This window comes from Pseudomonas sp. Con_6, assembly GCF_059379395.1.
In genome coordinates, this window is record NZ_CM182011.1 from 812,233 (window position 1) to 830,893 (window position 18,661).

The window sequence follows — 18,661 nt, forward strand, 5'->3', positions numbered from 1 at the left end:
GGCCAATTGATCCACGAGGTTTACAGCGTTGAAAGCGCATTTCAAATTCTGTTCGTTGCCGCATGGCACCGGCGAGGTGGCCAATGTTTTTATTCATGGCTACTCGGCGGGGCACGATATTCCTGATCGGCGACTACTGGCCAGTCAGATCCCGTCGACGCTGCACGGCGGCGTGAACATTTTCGGCTTCTGGCCTTCGGGGCACTTCCTGCAGTTCAGTTATGCCGCCAAGCAAGCCATCGGCGGCGCCACGCGGCTTTCACCTTATGCTGGCGCGGCGGCGGTGATCATCGATCGGGTGACGCACTTCACCCGAAGTCGCAGCCGTGCGCAGGAGATGGGCGAGGTCCTGTTCGGCGAGCTGGACGCCTACCTGATGAAGCATCATCCCTACGTCAGTGAAATCAATCTGGTCGGTCACTCCCTCGGCGGACGCTTGCTGGTGAGTGCATTGCGCAAGCTGGCGCGCGACGCTGACAGCTGTGAACTGAAAGTTGCCGACGTCTTGTTGATGGCCGCGGCCGTGGAGCTTTCACCGCAGGAGGCGCTGACCCTCAAACCGCGTGGGGGGCGATTGATCAATGCCTGGTCGGCATCCGATGACGTGCTGCGGATGTGCGTGGACGAGACCTGCATCGGTCGCGGCGCAACAGAGCATCTCGAGAACCACGAGATGCAGGGGTTTGGTCACCGCGACTACTGGCCACAACTGCACAAGGTACTTGCCGCAACGCAGTTCGCCGGTTTTCAGGGGCAGCACTATCCGGCAGCGCCGGATCAGGGTGAAAGTGTGCTTGAAGACCCGGTGCGCGACGATTATCTGCTGCACGACCTGCTCGAGATGTCGCCGCCGGCCGTGCTGACCGAAGCCATCAAGCATCTGCAGACCAGCAACTGGACCAAGCTGGACGCCAACGACCGGCTGTATTCCTTTACGCGTGAATTCCAGTTGCTGGGCGGGCACTGCCTGATGAATGTCACCCGCGGTCGTGGCTTGCGCTACGCCGAGGTGCTTGAAATGCTGGTGTCCCACTTCGGTTTGGGCGAAGAGTTGCATCATTGCGCGACCATCCTTGAACTGGAGGCAGCGTTGGTGCGCAAGTTCTTCGCCAATGCTTTCCCGGACGGGCACCCACTCGACCAGGATCCACTGGCGAGTGTCCGTGGTCTTTCGGCCAACGAGTATTTCGGATACGTGGACGCCTTGGCCGAGCAACTGACACTGGCGTCGTACGTCGGCACGTCCGGTTCGAAAGAGGTGCCGGCCACCGCGCTTCCTGGCACGACGCTGGTGACGGCTGCACAGAGGACCAACCTGGTGTCTGTCGGTGTGAAAGTGCTGGCCGCCAACTGGTCGAAATTCTCCCTGGGGAGGGTGCTGACCAATTTCATGACGGCGATCAAGCCAGGTTATTCGGCGCTTATTCCCGCTGTAGCGATCATTTTCTTTGCACGGGTGAAGCTGGGTAACCAAGGCTTGAACTGAGCAGGCCCACTTTGTTGCGCATGGGCTGGCCCTGTGGAGACGGTCTATCGCTGGTTCGCGGAGCGGGATAGGATCTGTAGGAAAAGCAGAATCCGGTTGATGTTTTTTTCACATCCCGGTCAATATAGTGGCCACCCTTGTTGGGGAGTAGCCTGCTCCTGACCTTCGGTCACGAGCGTCCGCGTCAACATTCTCGGCAGCAGCCGTGGCGTGGACACCTTTGGGTTGGCGAGACCAACGATGCATCCATGCCTGGAGTCGGGCGTGTGGCTGCGTCGTTGACTCACTGCCCGACTGGATAGCCCCCGTGAGCCCGATTTCCCTCTTTTTCCTCGCTCTGGCCATGTCTACCGACGCCTTCGCGGCGGCCATCGGCAAAGGCTCCAGCCTGCACAAACCGCGTTTTCTCGAAGCCCTGCGCACCGGTCTGATCTTTGGTGTGATCGAGTCCATGACCCCGATCATCGGCTGGGGCATCGGCCAGGTAGCCCTGCAGTTCGTCAAGAACTGGGACCACTGGATTGCCTTCGGCCTGTTGCTCGTCCTCGGCCTGCACATGATCTGGAACGGCCTCAAGCACGACGATGACGTCGAGGAAAAGGCCAGCCAGCATTCCTTCTTCATCCTTGCTGTGACCGCTTTTGCCACCAGCATCGACGCCATGGCCGTCGGCGTCGGCCTGGCCTTCGTCAACGTCAATATTCTCGTTGCCGCCGCCGCCATCGGTCTGGCCACGCTGGTCATGGTCACCCTCGGCGTGATGCTCGGCCGGGTATTGGGCGCGGTGGTCGGCAAGCGCGCCGAGATCGTCGGCGGTATCGTGCTGATGCTGGTGGGCACGACCATTCTCTACGAACACCTGACGGGGGCAGCTTGATCGATGACAGGGACATTCCGATTGATGCGTACGTTGGCACTGGCCTGCGCGGCCGTGGTGATGGCGGCGCTCGGCTTCTTCGCCTGGCAGAGTTTCTATCCGGTGCAGGCCTCCGGTGACTGGCGCTATGAGGTGGCCTGGCGCAGCGTGCCCAAGGCGGCGTCGCTGGTACCCCTGCCGGACGGTTCGCTGCTGGTCAGCCAGGAACTGAAGGACGGCAAGGGCAGCATCATGCGCATCCTGCCGGATGGGGCCCGTGAGGTGGTGGTCGGCGGCCTGTCCAAGCCCGACGGCATGACTGCTGCCCAAGGCGGCTGGGTGTTCAGCCAGGAAACCGGCGGTGCACCGGTGAGTCTGCTCAAGGACGGCAAGGTCACCGACCTGTTCCAGGGCGACAACGTCCAGGGTTTGTGGAATGACGGCGAAGATCTGTACGCCATCGAGGACCGCAAGGACAGTGGTCGCCTGTTGCGTTACCGCTGGAGCGATGGCTCGCTGAGCGTGCTGCGTGATCGTCTTGATGAGGCGGAGTCCATCACCCGCTGCAGCGATGGCCGGCTGCTCTACACGCAGAAAAAGCAGGGCGTGGTCCGCGAGTTGAATGAGGACGGCAGCGATCCAGTGATGCTGTCCGGTCTTAACCAGCCGACCTTCCTGATGTGCGACCCGCGCGGTCTGTGGATAAGCGAGGACTCGACCCATCGTGCCCGATTGCTGCTGGTGGATGCGCAGGGCCGGCAGCGCACTGTGCTGTCGTTCCTCAAGGCGCCGCAGTCGATCGTCGCCACGCCTCACGGCACCTATCTGGTGGCCGAGGGCGGGCGCAATCGCGTGCTGGAGCTGTTGCCGCCGGAAAACTCAGCGCGGGACTGAGCGGTCCGGAATCAGCCCGCCCAGCAGAAGGCGTGCGGCATTGCGCGCGGCGACGTCGTAGTCCATCGCCTCGCCGGACAGCCCGGGTATCTGCCAGCCGCGGCTGACACAAGACTGGGCCATGGCCCAGATGGTCAGCAGCGCGTGTTCCGGGTCCACCGGCGCCAGCAGCCCGCGATCGATCCACTGGCGGATGCCGGCCAGGCTCTTCTGGGTCTGCGCCGTCCAGCGCGCGAAGAACTCCCCCGGCAAGCGCCGTGCGCCTTCGCGCAGTTCGGCCATGAACACCTTGGAGGCAAAAGGCTGGCGTTCGAACAGGCGGATCATGCGCACCAGGGTGTGGGTCAGCGCTTCGATCGGTGTCTCGTCATCCTTCAGCACCGGCATGCAGGCGCTCAGGTACGAAGGCGCGATGTCCTCCAGCACCTTGGCGTAGATGTTCTCCTTCGACTTGAAGTAGTAGTGCACGTTGGACTTCGGCAGGCCGGCCAGTTCGGCGATGGTGGCGATCTTTGTCGCGGCGTAGCCCTTGTCGGCGAAGGCTTCGCTGGCGGCGTCGAGGATGGTTCGGCGCACCGAGTCGTCGGCCGGGAGCGGGCTGGCAGTCCGCGGCGCATCGAGACGCGGGTCGAAAGGCATGATGTACATCGCGAATTCCTTGTTGTTGCCGGATGGCGGCGCAGGCGTCGCGGCGCGCCATCGGAGCTCGAAATATACAAAACTATATAGCGATGGCGTAAGAGCCTTGTGTCGTCTCCTATATAACGCTCGCTTCAGGGCGTGGCTGGACGCTCTGGTGTCACGGCGTTGCCGAAGTTGCTGCCCATGCGCAGGCGGGTTGCGGCCTGGTTGAACAGGCCCAACTGGTTGGGCTGACGCTGGACGATGCGTTCCGACGAAAGGCTGCCACCAGCGTTGTGCCGCGGATCTTCCGGCGCGGCCATGAGCTGGCCCAGGCATTCGTAGGATTGGCTGCGATAACCGTTGACCTCGGCGTTCATGCAGCTGGGTTGCGCCCGTGGCGTGTCGGCCAGCAGCGGCGTGGTGAACAGCAGGGCTGTGAGGGTAATCAGGTAGCGGCGGGGCATGACGGAGTCTCCCGATGACTGATGGGTCGCTTATACGCCTGCATTGCGCCGGCTTGCCACCTTGCTGTTTGTATCCACAGCGTCACACCACAGTCACAAAGTGCCATCACGATAGCCGGGTCATATCCGGATGGAGTGCCTGAATAGCGGCCGGACAGGAAGCCCCCCATGGTGCATGAGCGAGCACGGTTCATCGCGACGCTGCTGACGTTGTTCGCCATGTGGGCGCCCGGTATCGCTGCGTCCCACGCTGCTCCCGCGCCCGACAGACCCTCGCGTCTGGCGATGGTGGACTTCCACTTGCAAGCTCAACCGCTGGGCAAGGCCTTGCAGGCCTATGGCGAACTGACCGGGATGGCCGTGCTGGTGGATGGCGCGCTGCTCAAGGGGCGCCGCTCGGCGGCGGTGACGGGGCGTTTCAGCGCCGGTGACGGTTTGGCCAGGTTGCTCGACGGCACCGGGCTGGCTGCGCGTTATACCGGCGAGCAGGCCTTCACCCTGGTGCCACGGGTGCGTGCAGACCAGACCCAGACTCGTCCGGACAAACCGTTCGTGGCGGCCTTGCAGCAAGCGGTGATCAGGCGTCTGTGCCAGTACCCGGAGCTTTATCCGGGTACTTTTCGTGCGGCATTGCAATTGTGGTTCGACCGTGGGGGCGTATTGCAGCGGGTGACGCTGCTTGGCCCCACGGGTGACAAGGACGTGGACGAGGCCCTGCCTGGGGTCTTGCAGGGAGTGCAACTGGGGCATGCGGCCCCCGCGTTGCCGGTGACGTTGTTGCTGGAGCGCAAGGAGTCAGGGAAGACCATCGAGTGCGAACACAGCCAAGGGGAGGCGGGGGGATGAAGGATGAGTCGGGGCAGAATGCGATGGTCAAGCTGCTGCTGGCCTCGTATGACGATTTCCGGACCCGGCTCAAGCGTCGCCTGGGTTCCGAGGACCTGGCCGCAGACGTGCTTCATGAAACCTACCTGCGCGTCGATCGCCTGGGCGATATTGGCGAGGTCAAGCGGCCCCAGGCCTACCTGTTCCGCATCGCCCTGAACATCGCTGCCGACCTGCGCGAAAGCGATGCGCGCCTGCTGACTGGCGAAGAGGTGGAGTCGCTGCTGCATGGCGCCGAGGAACAGTTGGGCCCCGAGCGTATCGTCGGCGGGCACAACGACATCGCGCTGCTGGTTTCCGCCCTGCACGAGCTGCCGCGCCGGCGCCGGCAGATCCTCGTCGCGGCGCGCCTGGAAGAGGCGCCGCACCTGGAGATCTCCAAGCGTTTCGGCATCTCCACGCGCACGGTGGAGAAGGAATTGAAGTCGGCGCTGGGCTTTTGCGCCGAGCGCCTGCAAAGAAAAGTCATCCAGAGGTTCGGTCCCGGCGCGGGAAAACCGTCTACTTGATGAACCTCCGGAAAACCGTGCCCCGTAGCCCATATCGATGATCGCCAACGACCCCGAACTTGCTGCTGCACCTTCCTTGCGCGACCAGGCCCAGGCCTGGTTGGTGCGTTTGACGTCCGGCAGTGCGACCCAGGGCGATGCCAATGCCTTCCGGCGTTGGTGCGAACTCAGCCCGGAGCATGTCCGGGCCTTTGTCGAAGCCCGCCAGATGTGGCAACTGCTCGGCCAGGCGGCCAGCCTGCACGACGGCGAGACCCGTGTGTTGCCGGCCGAAGTGCTGGCGCGTGGACGGCCACGGGTCTACGCCCGTCGGGCCTTCCTCGGTGGGGCGCTGGCCGCGGGCGTGGGGGCCTTCATGCTTTCGTCCGGGCGGATGCCCCTCTCCGGCGGTGCTGCGGGCGACTATCGCACCGAGGTCGGCGAACAGCGTCAGGTGCGTCTGGATGCCAGCACGGTGATCGAGATGAACACCGCCACCCGCCTCAACGTGCACCGAGACCGGGCCGATTCGCTGATCGAGCTGCTGGGCGGCGAGGCGGAGATCGACACCCGCCGTGCCGCTGCGGGCGAACTGCTGCGGGTGGCGTCCGGCAATGGCTGCGTGGCGGTGCGTGAAGCGCAGTTCAACGTGCGGATGATCGAGGGGCGGACCAGCGTCGCCTGTCTCAGCGGGCAGTTGGAGATCGATCATCTGGGGCGGCGCTACAGCCTCGCCAGTGGTCAGCGCATGAGCTACGACGAGACCAGCGATGGTGCGCCGGAAGCCTTCGACCGCAGCGAAACCAGCGCCTGGCGCCAGGGCCTGCTGGTGTTCAACGACGCGCCGATGGCCCAGGTGGTGGAGGAGATCAACCGCTACCGGCCGGGGCTGATCCTGCTGGTCGACGACGCCCTGGCCCGCCGGTTGGTGCAGGCGCGGTTCAGCGTGGCGCAGTTGAACGATGTGGCGGCGTTGATCCGCAATACCTTTGGCGTGCGGGTAAGGCAGTTGCCGGGCGGGGTGGTGTTGTTGGGGTGAAGACCGCAGATGCGCCGCGGTCGGTATAGGAGCGGATTTATCCGCGATTGGCCGCAAAGCGGCCATATAACCTGAGTCCCGGATGTATCAGACAAATCTGGGACTCAGGTTTTACGACGGCTTCGCCGCCGATCGCGGATGAATCCGCTCCCACACCGTCCGCGTTGCATCACATTGAAGCAGCGCGGCCCTCAAGGTGATCCCACCACCCGCCGATACCGCTCGCCACCATTTCGCTCGACAACAATCTCGACGCCGGTCAAGGGCCCGTCATCCAACGCCCCCCACCCCTTGTCGGTCGACCACCCCCGCACCCCGAACCGCTTCACCTGATCCATCACCTTCACTTCCTCCCGTGGCGTCGCCAGCGGCCAGTCGACGCTCGCCTTGCCGGTGGCGCGATACAACTGGTCGCCCCGTTTCCACCAGCGCACCCGTTGCAGCGCCCCCGCAGGTTGCGCCACCACGCGGACCAGCTCGACACCCTCCTCGCTGCGCCGCAGTGCAGCCACCGGGGGCTCCAGGTTGCCCAAGCGATCATCAGCCCGCAGTTCCAGGTCTCGCTGCAACTGCTTCAACGCTCGCTCCAGCCCGGCAGACTGCTCGCTGGCCCGCTTCATCCGTTGCGAACCATCACCAATGCTGTCCAGGCCCCGCCAGGCAATCAGGCTCACCAGCGCCATCAGCAGGATCGCCACCATGACCTCGATCAGCGTGAACCCCGCCTGTCGCTTCCTCGCCTCAGCGCACCTGCACATGACCATCCGCCTCCCGCTCCACCACCACGCTGTGCTGGCCATCCGACAGGCGAACACTCATCGCCGGTGCGATCCATTCGGCATCCAGTTGCACCACGCGACGCGGTTGTACCTGAACCTCCACCGCCCCCGCTCGCCACTCGGCAGGACGCAGCAGGGTGTCGCCTTGCAGTACTTCACCGCTGCCCACCACCACGAAGCGATACCCCCGCCGGTCGGGTTGCCAGCGGATCGGCGTCCCGCGCAAACGAGCCTCGGCCTGGGCCAGCGGCAGTTGCAGGGCCAGGCGCTGGGCATCCTCACGCAACAGCCGGGCGGGATCCGGGCGGCTCGACAGGCCGATGGCGGCGCTGGCGATGCCGATGATCACCAGCACCACCATCACCTCGATCAGGGTAAAGCCGGATTGCTCCCGAGTCGGTGACACAAAACCGTGAAGTTTGCTGGCTACCCTGCGCCCAACGACGACCCTGGCAGAGGAGGCCCCGTCATGCATTTCACCTTGCGTCCCGACCTGACCCACGTGGCACAGGCCTGCGGCTGGCTGGCCCTGGCCGGCGGCGTGCTGTTCTGGGCGGTCAACGGCGCCAGCCCGCAACTGGAAGCCGGTGCCTTCACCAGCCTGGAGACGCCCGTCGAACAGCCACCGCTGGCTGCCGCGCGCTGGTTCGCCGCGCCTTCCGGCGACCTGGATGCGCGCCTGCTCGGCATTCTCTCCGGGGCCCGTCCGGTGGTGGTGCTGAGCCTGGATGGCAAGGCGCCCCAGGCCTTGCGCGAAGGCGAAACGCTGCCCGGCGGTGCGCGGATCAAGCAGATCAGTGGCGACACTCTGGTCATCGAGCGCCACGGGCGCGAGCAGCGGGTGGTGGTGCCAGCATTGACGGCACCACCGGCCCTGGCGGAACTGAAGGCGCGTTGAACTCATCGGCGTCGCTCCAGCACGGTGAACAGACGCGCCAGCGGCGGGCCGGACGCGCCGCTGGCGCGCACCTCGACCCGGACCCGCCACAGACGTGCCTGCGGCATCGGCTGCACGCGCACCTCGCAGCGCAGGCGCAGGGCGCCCTGAGTGCAGTCGCTGTTGCTGGCGGACGGCTCGGCCTGCAGGCGCAACTCGGCCAGGCGGCTGTCTGCGGCGGCGAGGGCCAGGGTCTTGTCGCGCAGGCGCGCGTTGCTGTCGATCATCTGCGCCGTGGCGCGGCTGGCGGCCGCCAGGGCCACCGCGACAATGGCCAGGGCCACCAGCACCTCGATCAGGGTGAAGCCACGTTGCGACGGTCTGCGCATCGTCAGGGTCTCGCCAGGCGGGAGTCGGCAGACTAGCTGCGGCAGGTGACGACCGCTTGACCGAAGCTCGGGAGCTTTTGCGCTGCCCGCAGCGCGTGAAATGGCGCCGCAGAGCCGTGCCGCCGCTTTAGCCGGGGTCATTCACCCGAGGATTTGGCACGCCCCTGACACATCGCCTTGAAACAATCCGCCGCACATCGCAGTCAGCCAAGGAGCGTCGACATGGACATCGGGCAGTACCGCCGTCAAGGAAAGCGGCAAGCGGGCTTCACCCTGATCGAGATCATGGTGGTGGTGGTGATCCTCGGCATCCTCGCCGCCATGGTGGTGCCCAAGGTCCTCGACCGGCCAGACCAGGCACGGGCCACTGCCGCGCGCCAGGACATCGCCGGCCTGATGCAGGCCCTCAAGCTCTACCGCCTCGATCAGGGCCGCTACCCGAACCAGAATCAGGGCCTCAAGGCCCTGGTGGAAAAGCCCGCCAGCGCCGGCCAGGACAGCGGCCGTGGCTACCTTGAGCGGCTGCCCAACGATCCTTGGGGCCATCCCTACCAGTACCTCAACCCCGGCGCCAATGGCGAAATCGACGTGTTCTCGCTGGGCGCGGACAACCAGCCCGGCGGCGAAGGCGTGAACGCCGACATCGGCTCCTGGCAGTTGTGAGGTTACCGTGCACCCTTGGAGCAGACGCCAGGACGGCGTGGCGATCATCAGTGCACTGCTGGTGGTCACCGCGGTTGCGGTGATCGTCACCGGGTTGATCGCCCGCGAGTCGGCGCGCCTCGACCAGGTCGACGACGAGCAGCAGCGCCTGCAGGCGAGCTGGGCACTGCAGGGCGGGCTGCTCTGGGTCCGCCAGGCTCTCGAGGAACAGCGCCGTGCCGAACCGCTGACCCATCTGCAACAGCCCTGGGCCGCGCCGACCCTGCGCCTGGTGCTGGCGCCGGGAGAGGCGCCTTACGAGGCGCAGGTGGACGACGAGCAGGGCAAGTTCAACCTGCGCAACCTGGTGCTGGGCAACGAAGCCGACCCACGTGCGCAAGAGGAATTCCTGCGCCTGACAGATTCGCTGCAAGTACCGGCCGTGCAAGCGCAGCGCATCATCGCGCGGGTACTCGCCAGCATCGGTCACGCTCCCGCCGGCGCCGCCACGACGTTGGCCGTGCAAGGGGCGCAAGCGGCGTTCGACAGCGGCCGCGACACCTCGCCGAACGCCGCCCTGCGCTACCGACCGGCGCGCCTGCCCATGCTGCGCCACTTCGATGACCTGGCGGCGACGCCGGGGATCGACGCCCGCACCCTGGAGCGCCTTCGCGACTACGTCACCGTGCTGCCGGGCAACACCTGGGTCAATGCCAATACCGCTCCGGCGGTGGTGCTCGCGGCGATGGTACCGGGCTATCCGCTGTCGCGCATGCAACAGGTCCTGGCCGAGCGCGACCGCGGCGTCCATTTTCTCAACCGCGGTGACTTCGTCAGCCGACTGGGCCTGCCTGGCCTGCAGGCCAGCAATATCCGCGTCGGCATCACCAGCGGCTTCTTTCTTGTCCACGGGCGCACCCAGGCCCAGGGCCGGGTCGTGACCCAGCAGGCGCTGGTGCGCCGCCAGGACGACGGCAGCACGCAAACACTCTGGAGCGAATCATGAAGGCGCATTGGCGCGGCGTGCTGCCGCCCCTGGAACAGCTCGACAGCAAGTCGCTGCTGCGGCTGACCTGGCTATCGGCCAGTGGCGAGGTCAAGGTCTATGGCCAGCTTCCGCTGGCCGAGGTGGCCGCGAGTATCGGCCGCCACCCGTTGTCCCTCTATCTGCATCCACTGGATTGCCGGCTGACCAACCTGGCACTGCCGGCGCTGTCTGCTGCGCGTCTGGCGACCGCCGTGGAACTGGCGATCCAGCCCCTGCAACTGGGCGATCCCGACACTGTCAGCAGCGCCTGGGGCGCACGCAGCGCGGAGGGCGAGGTACCGGTCGCCTGGCTCGACACTTCGCAACTGGGGCGTATCCGCCGGGTGCTGGGCGAATGCCGGCTGACGGCCCGGGACGTGTTGCCGACGCCGTTCCTCCTGCCGGTAGGCGAGACGCCCAGCGCCTGCATCTGGGATGGTTGCCTGCTGCTGCGCCTGGATCGCCAGCGTGCGCTGGTCTATCCCGTGGTGGAGGCGGCACCCGTCGATGCAGGCTGGCAACAGCTTGGCGGTCGCGACGACCCACGCTGCTGGACGGGCGAGGTGCCCGGCTGGGGATTGCGCCTGGCGGCGGCTGGTGGGGGCCGTGCCGAGGGACTGGGCAGGGCTGCGGCGATCTGGGCCGCGGCGCTGCTGGTGTGGGTCGGTGGCTTGCATTGGTACGCCGGAGAACTCAGCTACGAGGGCCAGCGCCTCGAAGCGCAATTGCGCCAGCGGGTACAGGCGGCGTTCCCCGAACTGCCGGTGGTGCTCAATCCCTTGCAACAGGCAAGAGAACGCCTGACAGCGCGCAGCAGCGGCAATGCCGAAAGCTTCAACGGATTGCTGCGCGCGGCGGGCGAGGGTGGCACCTTCCTCGAAGGACGTCTGGAGCGTCTGCAGTACGCCGAAGGCGCCCTGCAACTGCAACTGCTGCCGGGGCGCAATGCGGCTGACCTGGCGTCCTGGCAAAGCGGCCTTGCCGGTCTCGGCATCCAGGCCGAGGCGCGGGACCAGGGCTGGCACCTGGCGCGGGCGACCGCCGTTGCAGCGGCGGAGGACAACCATGAATAAGCGCCTGGCCCTGCAGCTCGCGCCGCTGCGCCAGCGCTGGACGAAACTCGCCCCCCGCGAGCGCCGCACCCTGTCCTTCGGCGGGCTGGCGTTGGCCTTGCTGTTGGTCTGGCAGGTGTTCGTCGAGCCGCCGCTGGCCCGCATCGATCACTGGCGCGAGCGCCTGCCGGCCTTGCAGCAACAGACCCGCGAACTGGATCGCCTGCTGGGCGCCGCCACGCCCCGCGTCGCCGCCGACAGCGCCAGCCTGCAGCGCAGCCTGGAAGCCGCCGGGCTGAAGGTCCGGGTAGATGACGCCACGCCGGGTGAGTGGCACCTCGACGTGACCCAGGCCTCCGGTCCGGCACTGCTCGACTGGCTGGGCCAGGCCCCTGCCGAGATCGGTTTCGAGGTGGCCTCGGTGCATATCGAGCGTCTCGCTGACGACCCTACCCAACTTCCCACGGATGCTGTGAGTGCGCAGATCGTTCTGTCAGCCCACGTTGTAAACAAGGACTCCCCATGACCCTCATTCCAGGACTTCCCGGCCTGCGCCTGCTGGGAGCGGCCAGTGTCGCGCTGCTGATGAGCGCCTGCGCCAGCACCACGCAGGACACCCGGCCACTGCCACCCGACGAGGAGATCGGCAAGCCGCTGACTCAGGTGCGTCCGGCCGCGCCGATCCGCAATGTCGACGTGCAGGAGCGTCCTCAGGCGGCGCAGGCACGTCGTGCCCTGAGTGGCAGTCGAGGGGTAGCACCACGCAGCAGTTCCAGTGCCGCTGCTGTACCGGCAGGGCTCGGCGATCAGCCGGTGAACCTGAACTTCGTCGATGCCGATATCGACGCGGTGGTCCGCGCACTGGCCCGCGCCACCGGCCGGCAGTTCATCGTCGATCCCCGGGTCAAAGGCAAGCTGACCCTGGTTTCCGAAGGCGAGGTGCCGGCCCGCCGCGCCTACCAGATGCTGCTCGGTAGCCTGCGCCTGCAAGGCTTCAGCGTGGTGGACATCGATGGCGTCAGCCAGGTGGTGCCGGAGGCCGATGCGCGGGTGATCGGCGGGCCGGTGTACAACGCCGACCAGCCGGCCGCCGGCGGCATGGTCACGCGCACCTTCCGCCTGCGCTACGAGAACGCGGTCAACCTGATCCCGGTGCTGCGCCCGATCGTTGCGCAGAACAACCCGATCAACGCCTACCCTGGCAACAACACCGTGGTAGTCACTGATTACGCCGAGAACCTGGAGCGGGTCGCCCAGGTCATCGCCAGCGTCGACACCCCGGCTGCCGCCGACATGGACGTAGTGCCGGTGCAGAACGGCATCGCCAGCGACATCGCGGCGACCCTCACCGACCTGCTGGAGAACCAGGGCGGCGATGGTGCGCAGAAGACCGTGGTGATCGCCGACCCGCGCTCCAACAGCCTGGTGATCCGTGCGCCGAGTCCCGAGCGCACGCAACTGGCCCGTGACCTGATCGCCAAGCTCGACAGCGTGCAGAGCAACCCCGGCAACCTGCACGTGGTGTACCTGCGCAATGCCCAGGCGACCAAGCTCGCCCAGGCCCTGCGCGGCATGCTCACCGGTGACTCCGGCACCACCGGCGAAGGCGACGACGGCCGTTCCCGGCTCAGTGGCACGGGCGCGAAGATCGGCAGCAATTCCAGCAGCGGCAGCAGCAGTTCCAGCAGCTATGGCAGCAGCGGCAGCAGCACGGGCAACAACCTGAGTTCGTCGCCCTCCGGCGTGCCGTCGAACAACGGCATGAACGGCTCGACCCAGAATGGCGAGTCCGCCTCCGGCTTCTCCGCCGGTGGCGTCACGGTGCAGGCCGACGCCACGACCAACACCTTGCTGATCTCCGCGCCGGAGCCGCTGTACCGCAACCTGCGCGAAGTCATCGACCTGCTCGACCAGCGCCGCGCCCAGGTGGTGATCGAAGGCCTGATCGTCGAGGTTGGCGAGGACGAGGCCAGCGAGCTGGGCGTGCAGTGGCAGGCCGGCAACCTCGGTGGCAACGGCGTGTTCGGCGGCGCCAACCTGGGCGGCAGCGGTTTGAATACGGCGGCGAAAAACTCCCTCGATGTCTTGCCCAGCGGCCTCAGCGTCGGCCTGGTGGACGGTACCGTGAACATCCCTGGGGTCGGCGAGGTACTCGACCTCAAGGTCCTCGCCCGTGCCCTGAAAAGCCGCGGCGGCAGCAACGTGCTGTCGACGCCCAACCTGCTGACCCTGGACAACGAGCCGGCGAGCATCATGGTCGGCCAGACCATTCCTTTCGTCAGTGGCCAGTACGTCACCGACGGCGGCGGCACCAGCAACAACCCCTTCCAGACCATCCAGCGCGAGGACATCGGCCTCAAGCTGAACATCCGCCCGCAGATTTCCGAAGGCGGCACGGTCAAGCTCGACGTCTACCAGGAGGTCAGCAGCATCGACACGCGCACCGTTTCGCCGGCCGGGCTGATCACCAACAAGCGTGCGATCGACACCAGCATCCTCCTTGACGACGGGCAGATCATGGTCCTCGGCGGCCTGCTGCAGGACAACGTCACCGACCTCAACGAAGGCATCCCGGGGCTGTCCAGCCTGCCGGGGATCGGCTCGCTGTTCCGCTACCAGAAACGTCAGCGCACCAAGACCAACCTGATGGTGTTCCTGCGGCCGTACATCGTTCGCGATGCCGACACCGGGCGCAGCGTCACCCTCAATCGCTACGACTTCATCCGCCGTGCCCAGCAGCGCGTACAGCCGCAGCACGACTGGGCCCTGAGCGACATGCAGGCCCCGGTGCTGCCACCGGTGGGCAGCGCCGCGCCGGTGCCGTTGCCGCCACCGGCGCAGGTGCGGCCGATGCGTGCGGTGCCGATGGAAGGTGAAATCCGGTGAGTGCCATCCCCTACGGCTGGGCCAAGGCGCAGCGGGTGGTGTTGAGCAACGGCGAGGCGGGCCCGGCCCTGCTGTTCAGCCTGCGCACGCCGGGCTGGGCCCTGGCCGAAGCCCGTGCGCGTTATCCCGAGGTACTGTTGCGCCAGGTCAGCGAGGAGGAACTGGACAGCAGCCTCACCACCGCCTACGCCGATACCGGTGGCGCGGCGGCGGCAGTCGATGCGGCGAGCAGCGAGGCGGACCTGGAGCGCCTGGTGCAGGACATGCCCGAGGTCACCGACCTGCTCGAGGCCGAGGACGGCGCGCCGGTGATCCGCATGATCAACGCACTGCTGACCCAGGCGGCCGGCGACGAGGCCAGCGACGTGCATATCGAGCCCTTCGAGAGCCATTCGGTAGTGCGCTTTCGCGTCGACGGCGGCCTGCGCGACGTGGTCGCGCCGCGCAAGGCGCTGCATGCCGCGCTGGTCTCGCGGATCAAGATCATGGCGCAACTGGACATCGCCGAGAAACGCCTGCCCCAGGACGGCCGTATCGCCTTGCGGGTGGCCGGGCGGCCTATCGATATCCGTGTGTCCACCGTGCCCACCGGGCATGGTGAGCGGGTGGTGATGCGCCTGCTCGACAAGCAGGCCGGGCGCCTGCGCCTGGAAACCCTGGGCATGAACCCGCGCCTGCTGACCCAGCTCGATGGCATGATCCGCCAGCCCCACGGCATCGTGCTGGTCACCGGCCCCACCGGCAGCGGCAAGACCACCACCTTGTACGCCGCCCTGGCCCGGCTGGATGCCAGCACCAGCAACATCCTCACCGTGGAAGATCCGGTGGAGTACGACCTGTCCGGCATCGGTCAGATCCAGGTCAACGCGCGCATCGACATGACCTTTGCCGTGGCCCTGCGCGCCATCCTCCGGCAGGACCCGGACGTGATCATGATCGGTGAGATCCGCGATCTGGAAACCGCGCAGATCGCCGTGCAGGCCTCCCTCACCGGGCACCTGGTGCTGGCCACCCTGCACACCAACGACGCGGTGGCGGCAGTCACGCGGCTGGTGGACATGGGTGTCGAACCCTTCCTGCTGGCGTCCTCGCTGCTGGGCGTATTGGCCCAGCGTCTGGTGCGCCGGCTGTGCCCGCAATGCAAGGTCGAGGAGGGCGGGGTGTGGCGTCCGGTCGGCTGCCCGGCCTGCGCCAATACCGGCTACGCGGGGCGGACCGGTATCCATGAGCTGTTCTGCGTCGACGACGCCATCCGCCGCCGCATTCACCTCGGTGATTCCGAGCAGGACCTGCGCGAGGCCGCCCGTGCCGCCGGTATGGCCAGCCTGCGTGACGACGCCGGGCGCTGGATCGAGAGCGGGACTACTACCCTGGAGGAGGTCCTGCGGGTGACGCGGGAAAACTGATGCCGACCTTTCAGTACGAAGCCGCTGATGGCCAGGGCCGCATCGAGCGCGGCACCCTCGAAGCCGAGGGCCAGCGTGCCGCCCTCGGCCAATTGCGCCAGCGCGGCCTGACCCCGGTGGCGCTGGAGGAACACAGCCGCCCCAGCGCCGGCATGTTTGCTCCGCGCCTGTCCGACAGCGAGCTGGCCTGGGCCACCCGTCAGCTCGCCAGCCTGCTTGCCGCCAGCCTGCCACTGGAAGCGGCGCTGGGCGCGACCCAGGACCAGGCCGAGCGCAAGCACATCGCCGCCACCCTCGGCGCGGTGCGCAACGACGTGCGCAGTGGCATGCGCCTGGCCGAGGCATTGGCCGAGCGGCCACGGGATTTTCCCGAGATCTATCGGGCGCTGGTGGCGGCGGGGGAGGAGTCCGGCGACCTGGCCCGGGTCATGGAGCGACTTGCCGACTACATCGAGGAACGCAACGCCCTGCGTGGCAAGATCACCACGGCGTTCATCTACCCCGGCGTGGTCGGCCTGACCTCGCTGGGTATCGTCGCCTTCCTGCTGGGCTACGTGGTGCCGCAGGTGGTCAGTGCCTTCACCCAGGCACGCCAGGACCTGCCCGGGCTGACCCTGGCCATGCTCACCGCCAGCGACTTCCTGCGGGCCTGGGGCTTCACCTGTGCGCTGGGCCTGGGCGGTGCCTTATGGGGCTGGCGCCTGTACCTGCGCAAGCCCGAGGCGCGTCTGGCCTGGCACCGCCTGGTGCTGCGCCTGCCGATGTTCGGGCGCTTCGTGCTGGGGGTGAACACCGCGCGTTTCGCCTCGACCCTGGCCATCCTCGGCAGTGCCGGCGTGCCGCTGTTGCGTGGTCTCGATGCGGCACGCCAGACCCTCGGCAACGAAGCCCTGGCGCGGACCGTGGCCGAAGCCACCGCGCAGGTCAGGGAAGGGCGATCGCTGGCGTCTGCGTTGAAGGCCGGCGGCCTGTTCCCGCCGATCCTCGTGCACCTGGTCGCCAGTGGCGAGAAGACCGGTGCCCTGCCACCCATGCTCGACCGCGCCGCGCAAACCCTGTCGCGGGATATCGAGCGCCGCGCCATGGGCCTCACCGCACTGCTCGAACCACTGATGATCGTGATCATGGGCGGGGTAGTGCTGACCATCGTCCTCGCCGTGCTGATGCCGATCATCGAGATGAACCAGTTGGTGAAGTAGAAACTTTTTTCCGGCGCTGAGCGTACTCCCGTGTGGCCCTTTGCAAGCACACGGGAGTGCATGTCAGCCGTATGACGGTCTGTCGCCCGCAGCCCCTCGGGCCCGGCCTGAAAATATCCCCTCCGCACGTCTGTTCCGCACCTTCCGGCGCGGTGCCAATACCCGAAGAAAACAGTCCGAATGTCCCGAGCATTTTTCCTTGGGCTGTCACCGGCGGCTGCGAACTTTACTCCGCAGCCCCGAGCCCGGCAGGGAGCCTGGTCGGGCGGGGCGCGACACGATGCAAGACACCTTCAATGCACCCAACGCTAATAGGAGCTTCTTCATGTTCAAGCGCACTCTGCTCGCTGCCTCCCTGGGCCTCGCCGCCCTCGCCTCCGCCCAAGCCATGGCCGTCACCGGCGGCGGCGCCTCGCTGCCAGCTGAACTGTACAAAGGTTCGGCCGACAGCATCCTGCCAAGCAACTTCAGCTACGCAGTGACCGGCAGCGGCACTGGCAAGTCGGCTTTCCTGAGCAACAACTCGGCCCTGTTCAGCACCACTGGCACCGTGCACTTCGCCGGTAGCGACTCGATCCTGAGCAGCACCGAGCTGACCAACTACAACAACAACTTCAGCGCTTCGTACGGTCCGCTGATCCAGGTTCCTTCGGTCGCCACTTCCGTGACCGTGCCGTACAAGAAAGCCGGCACCACCACCCTGAACCTGACCTCGCAGCAACTGTGCGATGCCTTCTCTGGTGCCAAGACCACCTGGGGTCAACTGCTCGGTACCTCCGACACCACGGCTATCCGCATCGTTTACCGCAACGTTTCCAGCGGTACCAGCGAACTGCTGACCCGCCACCTGAACGCTGTCTGCCCATCGCAGTTCGGTGTCAGCTCGACCTTCACCAGCGCTCGTCTGGCTGGTGGTACTCTGCCAAGCAACTGGGTCGGCGTAGCTGAAACCGCTGACGTACTGGGTCAGGTCAATGCCCTGGATGGTTCCATCGGCTACGTCAGCCCAGACGTGGTGACTGTCAGCGACAACGCTCAGGTTGCCCAGGTCAACGGCAAGCTGCCGACCGCTGCCAACGTCAGCGCCGCGCTCGGTTCGGCCTCGATTCCGGCCAATGCTGTGAAAGGCAACCCTGCCCTGTGGGCGCCGGTGTTCTCCAACCCGACCGCTGGCTACTCGATCGTTGGCTACACCAACTTCATCTTCGGTCAGTGCTACAAGGACGCCAACGTCGCTGCCGACGTTCGCGCCTTCATCACCAAGCACTGGGGTGGCACCAGCACCAACGTCGCTGTTGCCAACCACGGCTTCATCCCAGTGGCCGCAGCCTGGAAAACCGCAGTCCAGAACACCTTCGTCAACAACACCGATGGCCTGAACCTGGACATCAACAACGCCAACGTCTGCAACGCCAACGTCGGTCGTCCGCTGTAAGACTCTCCCCGCGTCAGGGCACCCGGCAGCGCTTGCGCTGCCGGGTTTTGCCCATTCAAGACACACGTCGCAAAGGAACTCCAGATGCCACCCCGGTAAAGCTCAACGCTGCCGGGGTGTCTTCGTTTCCACCGCCACCGCGCCCCATGAACTTTGCGTGACAAATCTTCGGCCCCGAGCGCTTGCCCCCGTCTATCCATTAATGCGCGCCGCTCAGGGCCGCGCCCCGACGA

The 18,661-nt window shown here is 66.4% G+C and carries 20 protein-coding genes; 15 read left to right on the forward strand and 5 right to left on the reverse strand.

Annotation, left to right across the window (positions count from 1 at the left end):
- Positions 1–28: 28 nt before the first annotated feature.
- The 3 genes from AC5QPF_RS03770 to AC5QPF_RS03780 all read left to right on the forward strand — a co-directional run bounded on the left by AC5QPF_RS03770 (position 29) and on the right by AC5QPF_RS03780 (position 3,236).
- Positions 29–1,486: a DUF726 domain-containing protein gene (locus AC5QPF_RS03770; RefSeq protein ID WP_494962058.1), complete on the forward strand. Its 1,458-nt coding sequence runs from the start codon at positions 29–31 to the stop codon at positions 1,484–1,486.
- A gap of 307 nt (positions 1,487–1,793) precedes the next feature.
- Positions 1,794–2,363, forward strand: a complete 570-nt coding sequence (mntP, locus tag AC5QPF_RS03775) for a manganese efflux pump MntP (protein WP_494962059.1) — start codon at positions 1,794–1,796, stop codon at positions 2,361–2,363.
- Between the two features lie 3 nt (positions 2,364–2,366).
- Positions 2,367–3,236 carry an SMP-30/gluconolactonase/LRE family protein gene (locus AC5QPF_RS03780; protein WP_494962060.1) on the forward strand — a complete coding sequence of 290 codons (870 nt, stop codon included), beginning with the start codon at positions 2,367–2,369 and terminating at the stop codon, positions 3,234–3,236.
- Here the strand turns inward: AC5QPF_RS03780 and AC5QPF_RS03785 are convergent.
- Together AC5QPF_RS03785 and AC5QPF_RS03790 are read right to left on the reverse strand one after the other, a co-directional pair.
- Positions 3,222–3,884: a TetR family transcriptional regulator C-terminal domain-containing protein gene (locus AC5QPF_RS03785; protein WP_494962061.1), complete on the reverse strand. Its 663-nt coding sequence runs from the start codon at positions 3,882–3,884 to the stop codon at positions 3,222–3,224. The genes AC5QPF_RS03780 and AC5QPF_RS03785 overlap by 15 nt on opposite strands.
- Before the next feature lie 125 nt (positions 3,885–4,009).
- Positions 4,010–4,324 (reverse strand): hypothetical protein, encoded by a 315-nt coding sequence (locus AC5QPF_RS03790; protein WP_494962062.1) that lies wholly within the window; start codon positions 4,322–4,324, stop codon positions 4,010–4,012.
- A 168-nt stretch (positions 4,325–4,492) separates the two neighbouring features.
- On the opposite strand from AC5QPF_RS03790, the gene AC5QPF_RS03795 reads away from it, so the two are divergent.
- From AC5QPF_RS03795 to AC5QPF_RS03805, 3 genes are read left to right on the forward strand one after another with little or no spacing between them, the layout of a single operon-like run.
- Entirely contained in the window at positions 4,493–5,170 is a 678-nt protein-coding gene (locus AC5QPF_RS03795; protein ID WP_494962063.1) for a secretin and TonB N-terminal domain-containing protein, read from the forward strand.
- Complete coding sequence (locus AC5QPF_RS03800) at positions 5,167–5,718, forward strand: sigma-70 family RNA polymerase sigma factor (RefSeq protein WP_494962064.1); 552 nt, start codon at positions 5,167–5,169, stop codon at positions 5,716–5,718. Before AC5QPF_RS03795 ends, AC5QPF_RS03800 begins: the two co-directional genes overlap by 4 nt.
- 37 nt (positions 5,719–5,755) lie before the next feature.
- Positions 5,756–6,736, forward strand: a complete 981-nt coding sequence (locus AC5QPF_RS03805) for a FecR domain-containing protein (protein ID WP_494962065.1) — start codon at positions 5,756–5,758, stop codon at positions 6,734–6,736.
- Between the two features lie 191 nt (positions 6,737–6,927).
- On the opposite strand, the gene AC5QPF_RS03810 is transcribed toward AC5QPF_RS03805, so the two are convergent.
- Positions 6,928–7,494, reverse strand: a complete 567-nt coding sequence (locus AC5QPF_RS03810) for a type II secretion system protein GspJ (protein WP_494962066.1) — start codon at positions 7,492–7,494, stop codon at positions 6,928–6,930.
- Complete coding sequence (locus AC5QPF_RS03815; RefSeq protein WP_494964123.1) at positions 7,478–7,876, reverse strand: GspH/FimT family pseudopilin; 399 nt, start codon at positions 7,874–7,876, stop codon at positions 7,478–7,480. The genes AC5QPF_RS03810 and AC5QPF_RS03815 overlap by 17 nt, the downstream gene beginning before the upstream one ends.
- Before the next feature lie 108 nt (positions 7,877–7,984).
- Between AC5QPF_RS03815 and AC5QPF_RS03820 the strand changes: the two genes are divergently transcribed.
- Positions 7,985–8,413, forward strand: coding sequence for a type II secretion system protein N (locus AC5QPF_RS03820; protein ID WP_494962067.1), 429 nt, complete (start codon positions 7,985–7,987; stop codon positions 8,411–8,413).
- Positions 8,414–8,415: 2 nt separating this feature from the next.
- Here the strand turns inward: AC5QPF_RS03820 and gspI are convergent, their stop codons facing one another.
- Positions 8,416–8,781, reverse strand: a complete 366-nt coding sequence (gene gspI, locus AC5QPF_RS03825; protein ID WP_494962068.1) for a type II secretion system minor pseudopilin GspI — start codon at positions 8,779–8,781, stop codon at positions 8,416–8,418.
- Positions 8,782–9,003: 222 nt separating this feature from the next.
- Here gspI and gspG point away from each other — a divergent pair, with 222 nt between their 5' ends.
- From gspG to AC5QPF_RS03865, 8 genes are all read left to right on the forward strand, one after another.
- Positions 9,004–9,444: a type II secretion system major pseudopilin GspG gene (gspG, locus tag AC5QPF_RS03830; protein WP_494962069.1), complete on the forward strand. Its 441-nt coding sequence runs from the start codon at positions 9,004–9,006 to the stop codon at positions 9,442–9,444.
- Between the two features lie 7 nt (positions 9,445–9,451).
- Entirely contained in the window at positions 9,452–10,429 is a 978-nt protein-coding gene (gspK, locus tag AC5QPF_RS03835; RefSeq protein WP_494962070.1) for a type II secretion system minor pseudopilin GspK, read from the forward strand.
- Positions 10,426–11,523 (forward strand): type II secretion system protein GspL, encoded by a 1,098-nt coding sequence (gspL, locus tag AC5QPF_RS03840; protein WP_494962071.1) that lies wholly within the window; start codon positions 10,426–10,428, stop codon positions 11,521–11,523. The genes gspK and gspL overlap by 4 nt, the downstream gene beginning before the upstream one ends.
- On the forward strand, positions 11,516–12,028 hold the full coding sequence (locus tag AC5QPF_RS03845; protein WP_494962072.1) for a type II secretion system protein M: 513 nt from the start codon (positions 11,516–11,518) through the stop codon (positions 12,026–12,028). Before gspL ends, AC5QPF_RS03845 begins: the two co-directional genes overlap by 8 nt.
- On the forward strand, positions 12,025–14,388 hold the full coding sequence (gene gspD, locus AC5QPF_RS03850) for a type II secretion system secretin GspD (protein WP_494962073.1): 2,364 nt from the start codon (positions 12,025–12,027) through the stop codon (positions 14,386–14,388). Before AC5QPF_RS03845 ends, gspD begins: the two co-directional genes overlap by 4 nt.
- Entirely contained in the window at positions 14,385–15,794 is a 1,410-nt protein-coding gene (gene gspE, locus AC5QPF_RS03855; protein WP_494962074.1) for a type II secretion system ATPase GspE, read from the forward strand. Before gspD ends, gspE begins: the two co-directional genes overlap by 4 nt.
- Positions 15,794–16,993: a type II secretion system inner membrane protein GspF gene (gene gspF / locus AC5QPF_RS03860; protein ID WP_494962075.1), complete on the forward strand. Its 1,200-nt coding sequence runs from the start codon at positions 15,794–15,796 to the stop codon at positions 16,991–16,993. The genes gspE and gspF overlap by 1 nt, the downstream gene beginning before the upstream one ends.
- Positions 16,994–17,318: 325 nt before the next feature.
- Entirely contained in the window at positions 17,319–18,428 is a 1,110-nt protein-coding gene (locus AC5QPF_RS03865) for a substrate-binding domain-containing protein (RefSeq protein WP_494962076.1), read from the forward strand.
- Positions 18,429–18,661: the final 233 nt, after the last annotated feature.

Coding starts and splice junctions, on each gene's coding strand:
- AC5QPF_RS03780 (WP_494962060.1), top strand. CDS start 2,367: ATGACAGGGACATTCCGATTGATGCGTACGTTGGCACTGGCCTGCGCG.
- AC5QPF_RS03785 (WP_494962061.1), bottom strand. CDS start 3,884: ATGTACATCATGCCTTTCGACCCGCGTCTCGATGCGCCGCGGACTGCC.
- AC5QPF_RS03790 (WP_494962062.1), bottom strand. CDS start 4,324: ATGCCCCGCCGCTACCTGATTACCCTCACAGCCCTGCTGTTCACCACG.
- AC5QPF_RS03795 (WP_494962063.1), top strand. CDS start 4,493: ATGGTGCATGAGCGAGCACGGTTCATCGCGACGCTGCTGACGTTGTTC.
- AC5QPF_RS03800 (WP_494962064.1), top strand. CDS start 5,167: ATGAAGGATGAGTCGGGGCAGAATGCGATGGTCAAGCTGCTGCTGGCC.
- AC5QPF_RS03805 (WP_494962065.1), top strand. CDS start 5,756: ATGATCGCCAACGACCCCGAACTTGCTGCTGCACCTTCCTTGCGCGAC.
- AC5QPF_RS03810 (WP_494962066.1), bottom strand. CDS start 7,494: ATGTGCAGGTGCGCTGAGGCGAGGAAGCGACAGGCGGGGTTCACGCTG.
- AC5QPF_RS03815 (WP_494964123.1), bottom strand. CDS start 7,876: ATGGTGGTGCTGGTGATCATCGGCATCGCCAGCGCCGCCATCGGCCTG.
- AC5QPF_RS03820 (WP_494962067.1), top strand. CDS start 7,985: ATGCATTTCACCTTGCGTCCCGACCTGACCCACGTGGCACAGGCCTGC.
- gspI (WP_494962068.1), bottom strand. CDS start 8,781: ATGCGCAGACCGTCGCAACGTGGCTTCACCCTGATCGAGGTGCTGGTG.
- gspG (WP_494962069.1), top strand. CDS start 9,004: ATGGACATCGGGCAGTACCGCCGTCAAGGAAAGCGGCAAGCGGGCTTC.
- gspL (WP_494962071.1), top strand. CDS start 10,426: ATGAAGGCGCATTGGCGCGGCGTGCTGCCGCCCCTGGAACAGCTCGAC.
- AC5QPF_RS03845 (WP_494962072.1), top strand. CDS start 11,516: ATGAATAAGCGCCTGGCCCTGCAGCTCGCGCCGCTGCGCCAGCGCTGG.
- gspD (WP_494962073.1), top strand. CDS start 12,025: ATGACCCTCATTCCAGGACTTCCCGGCCTGCGCCTGCTGGGAGCGGCC.
- gspF (WP_494962075.1), top strand. CDS start 15,794: ATGCCGACCTTTCAGTACGAAGCCGCTGATGGCCAGGGCCGCATCGAG.
- AC5QPF_RS03865 (WP_494962076.1), top strand. CDS start 17,319: ATGTTCAAGCGCACTCTGCTCGCTGCCTCCCTGGGCCTCGCCGCCCTC.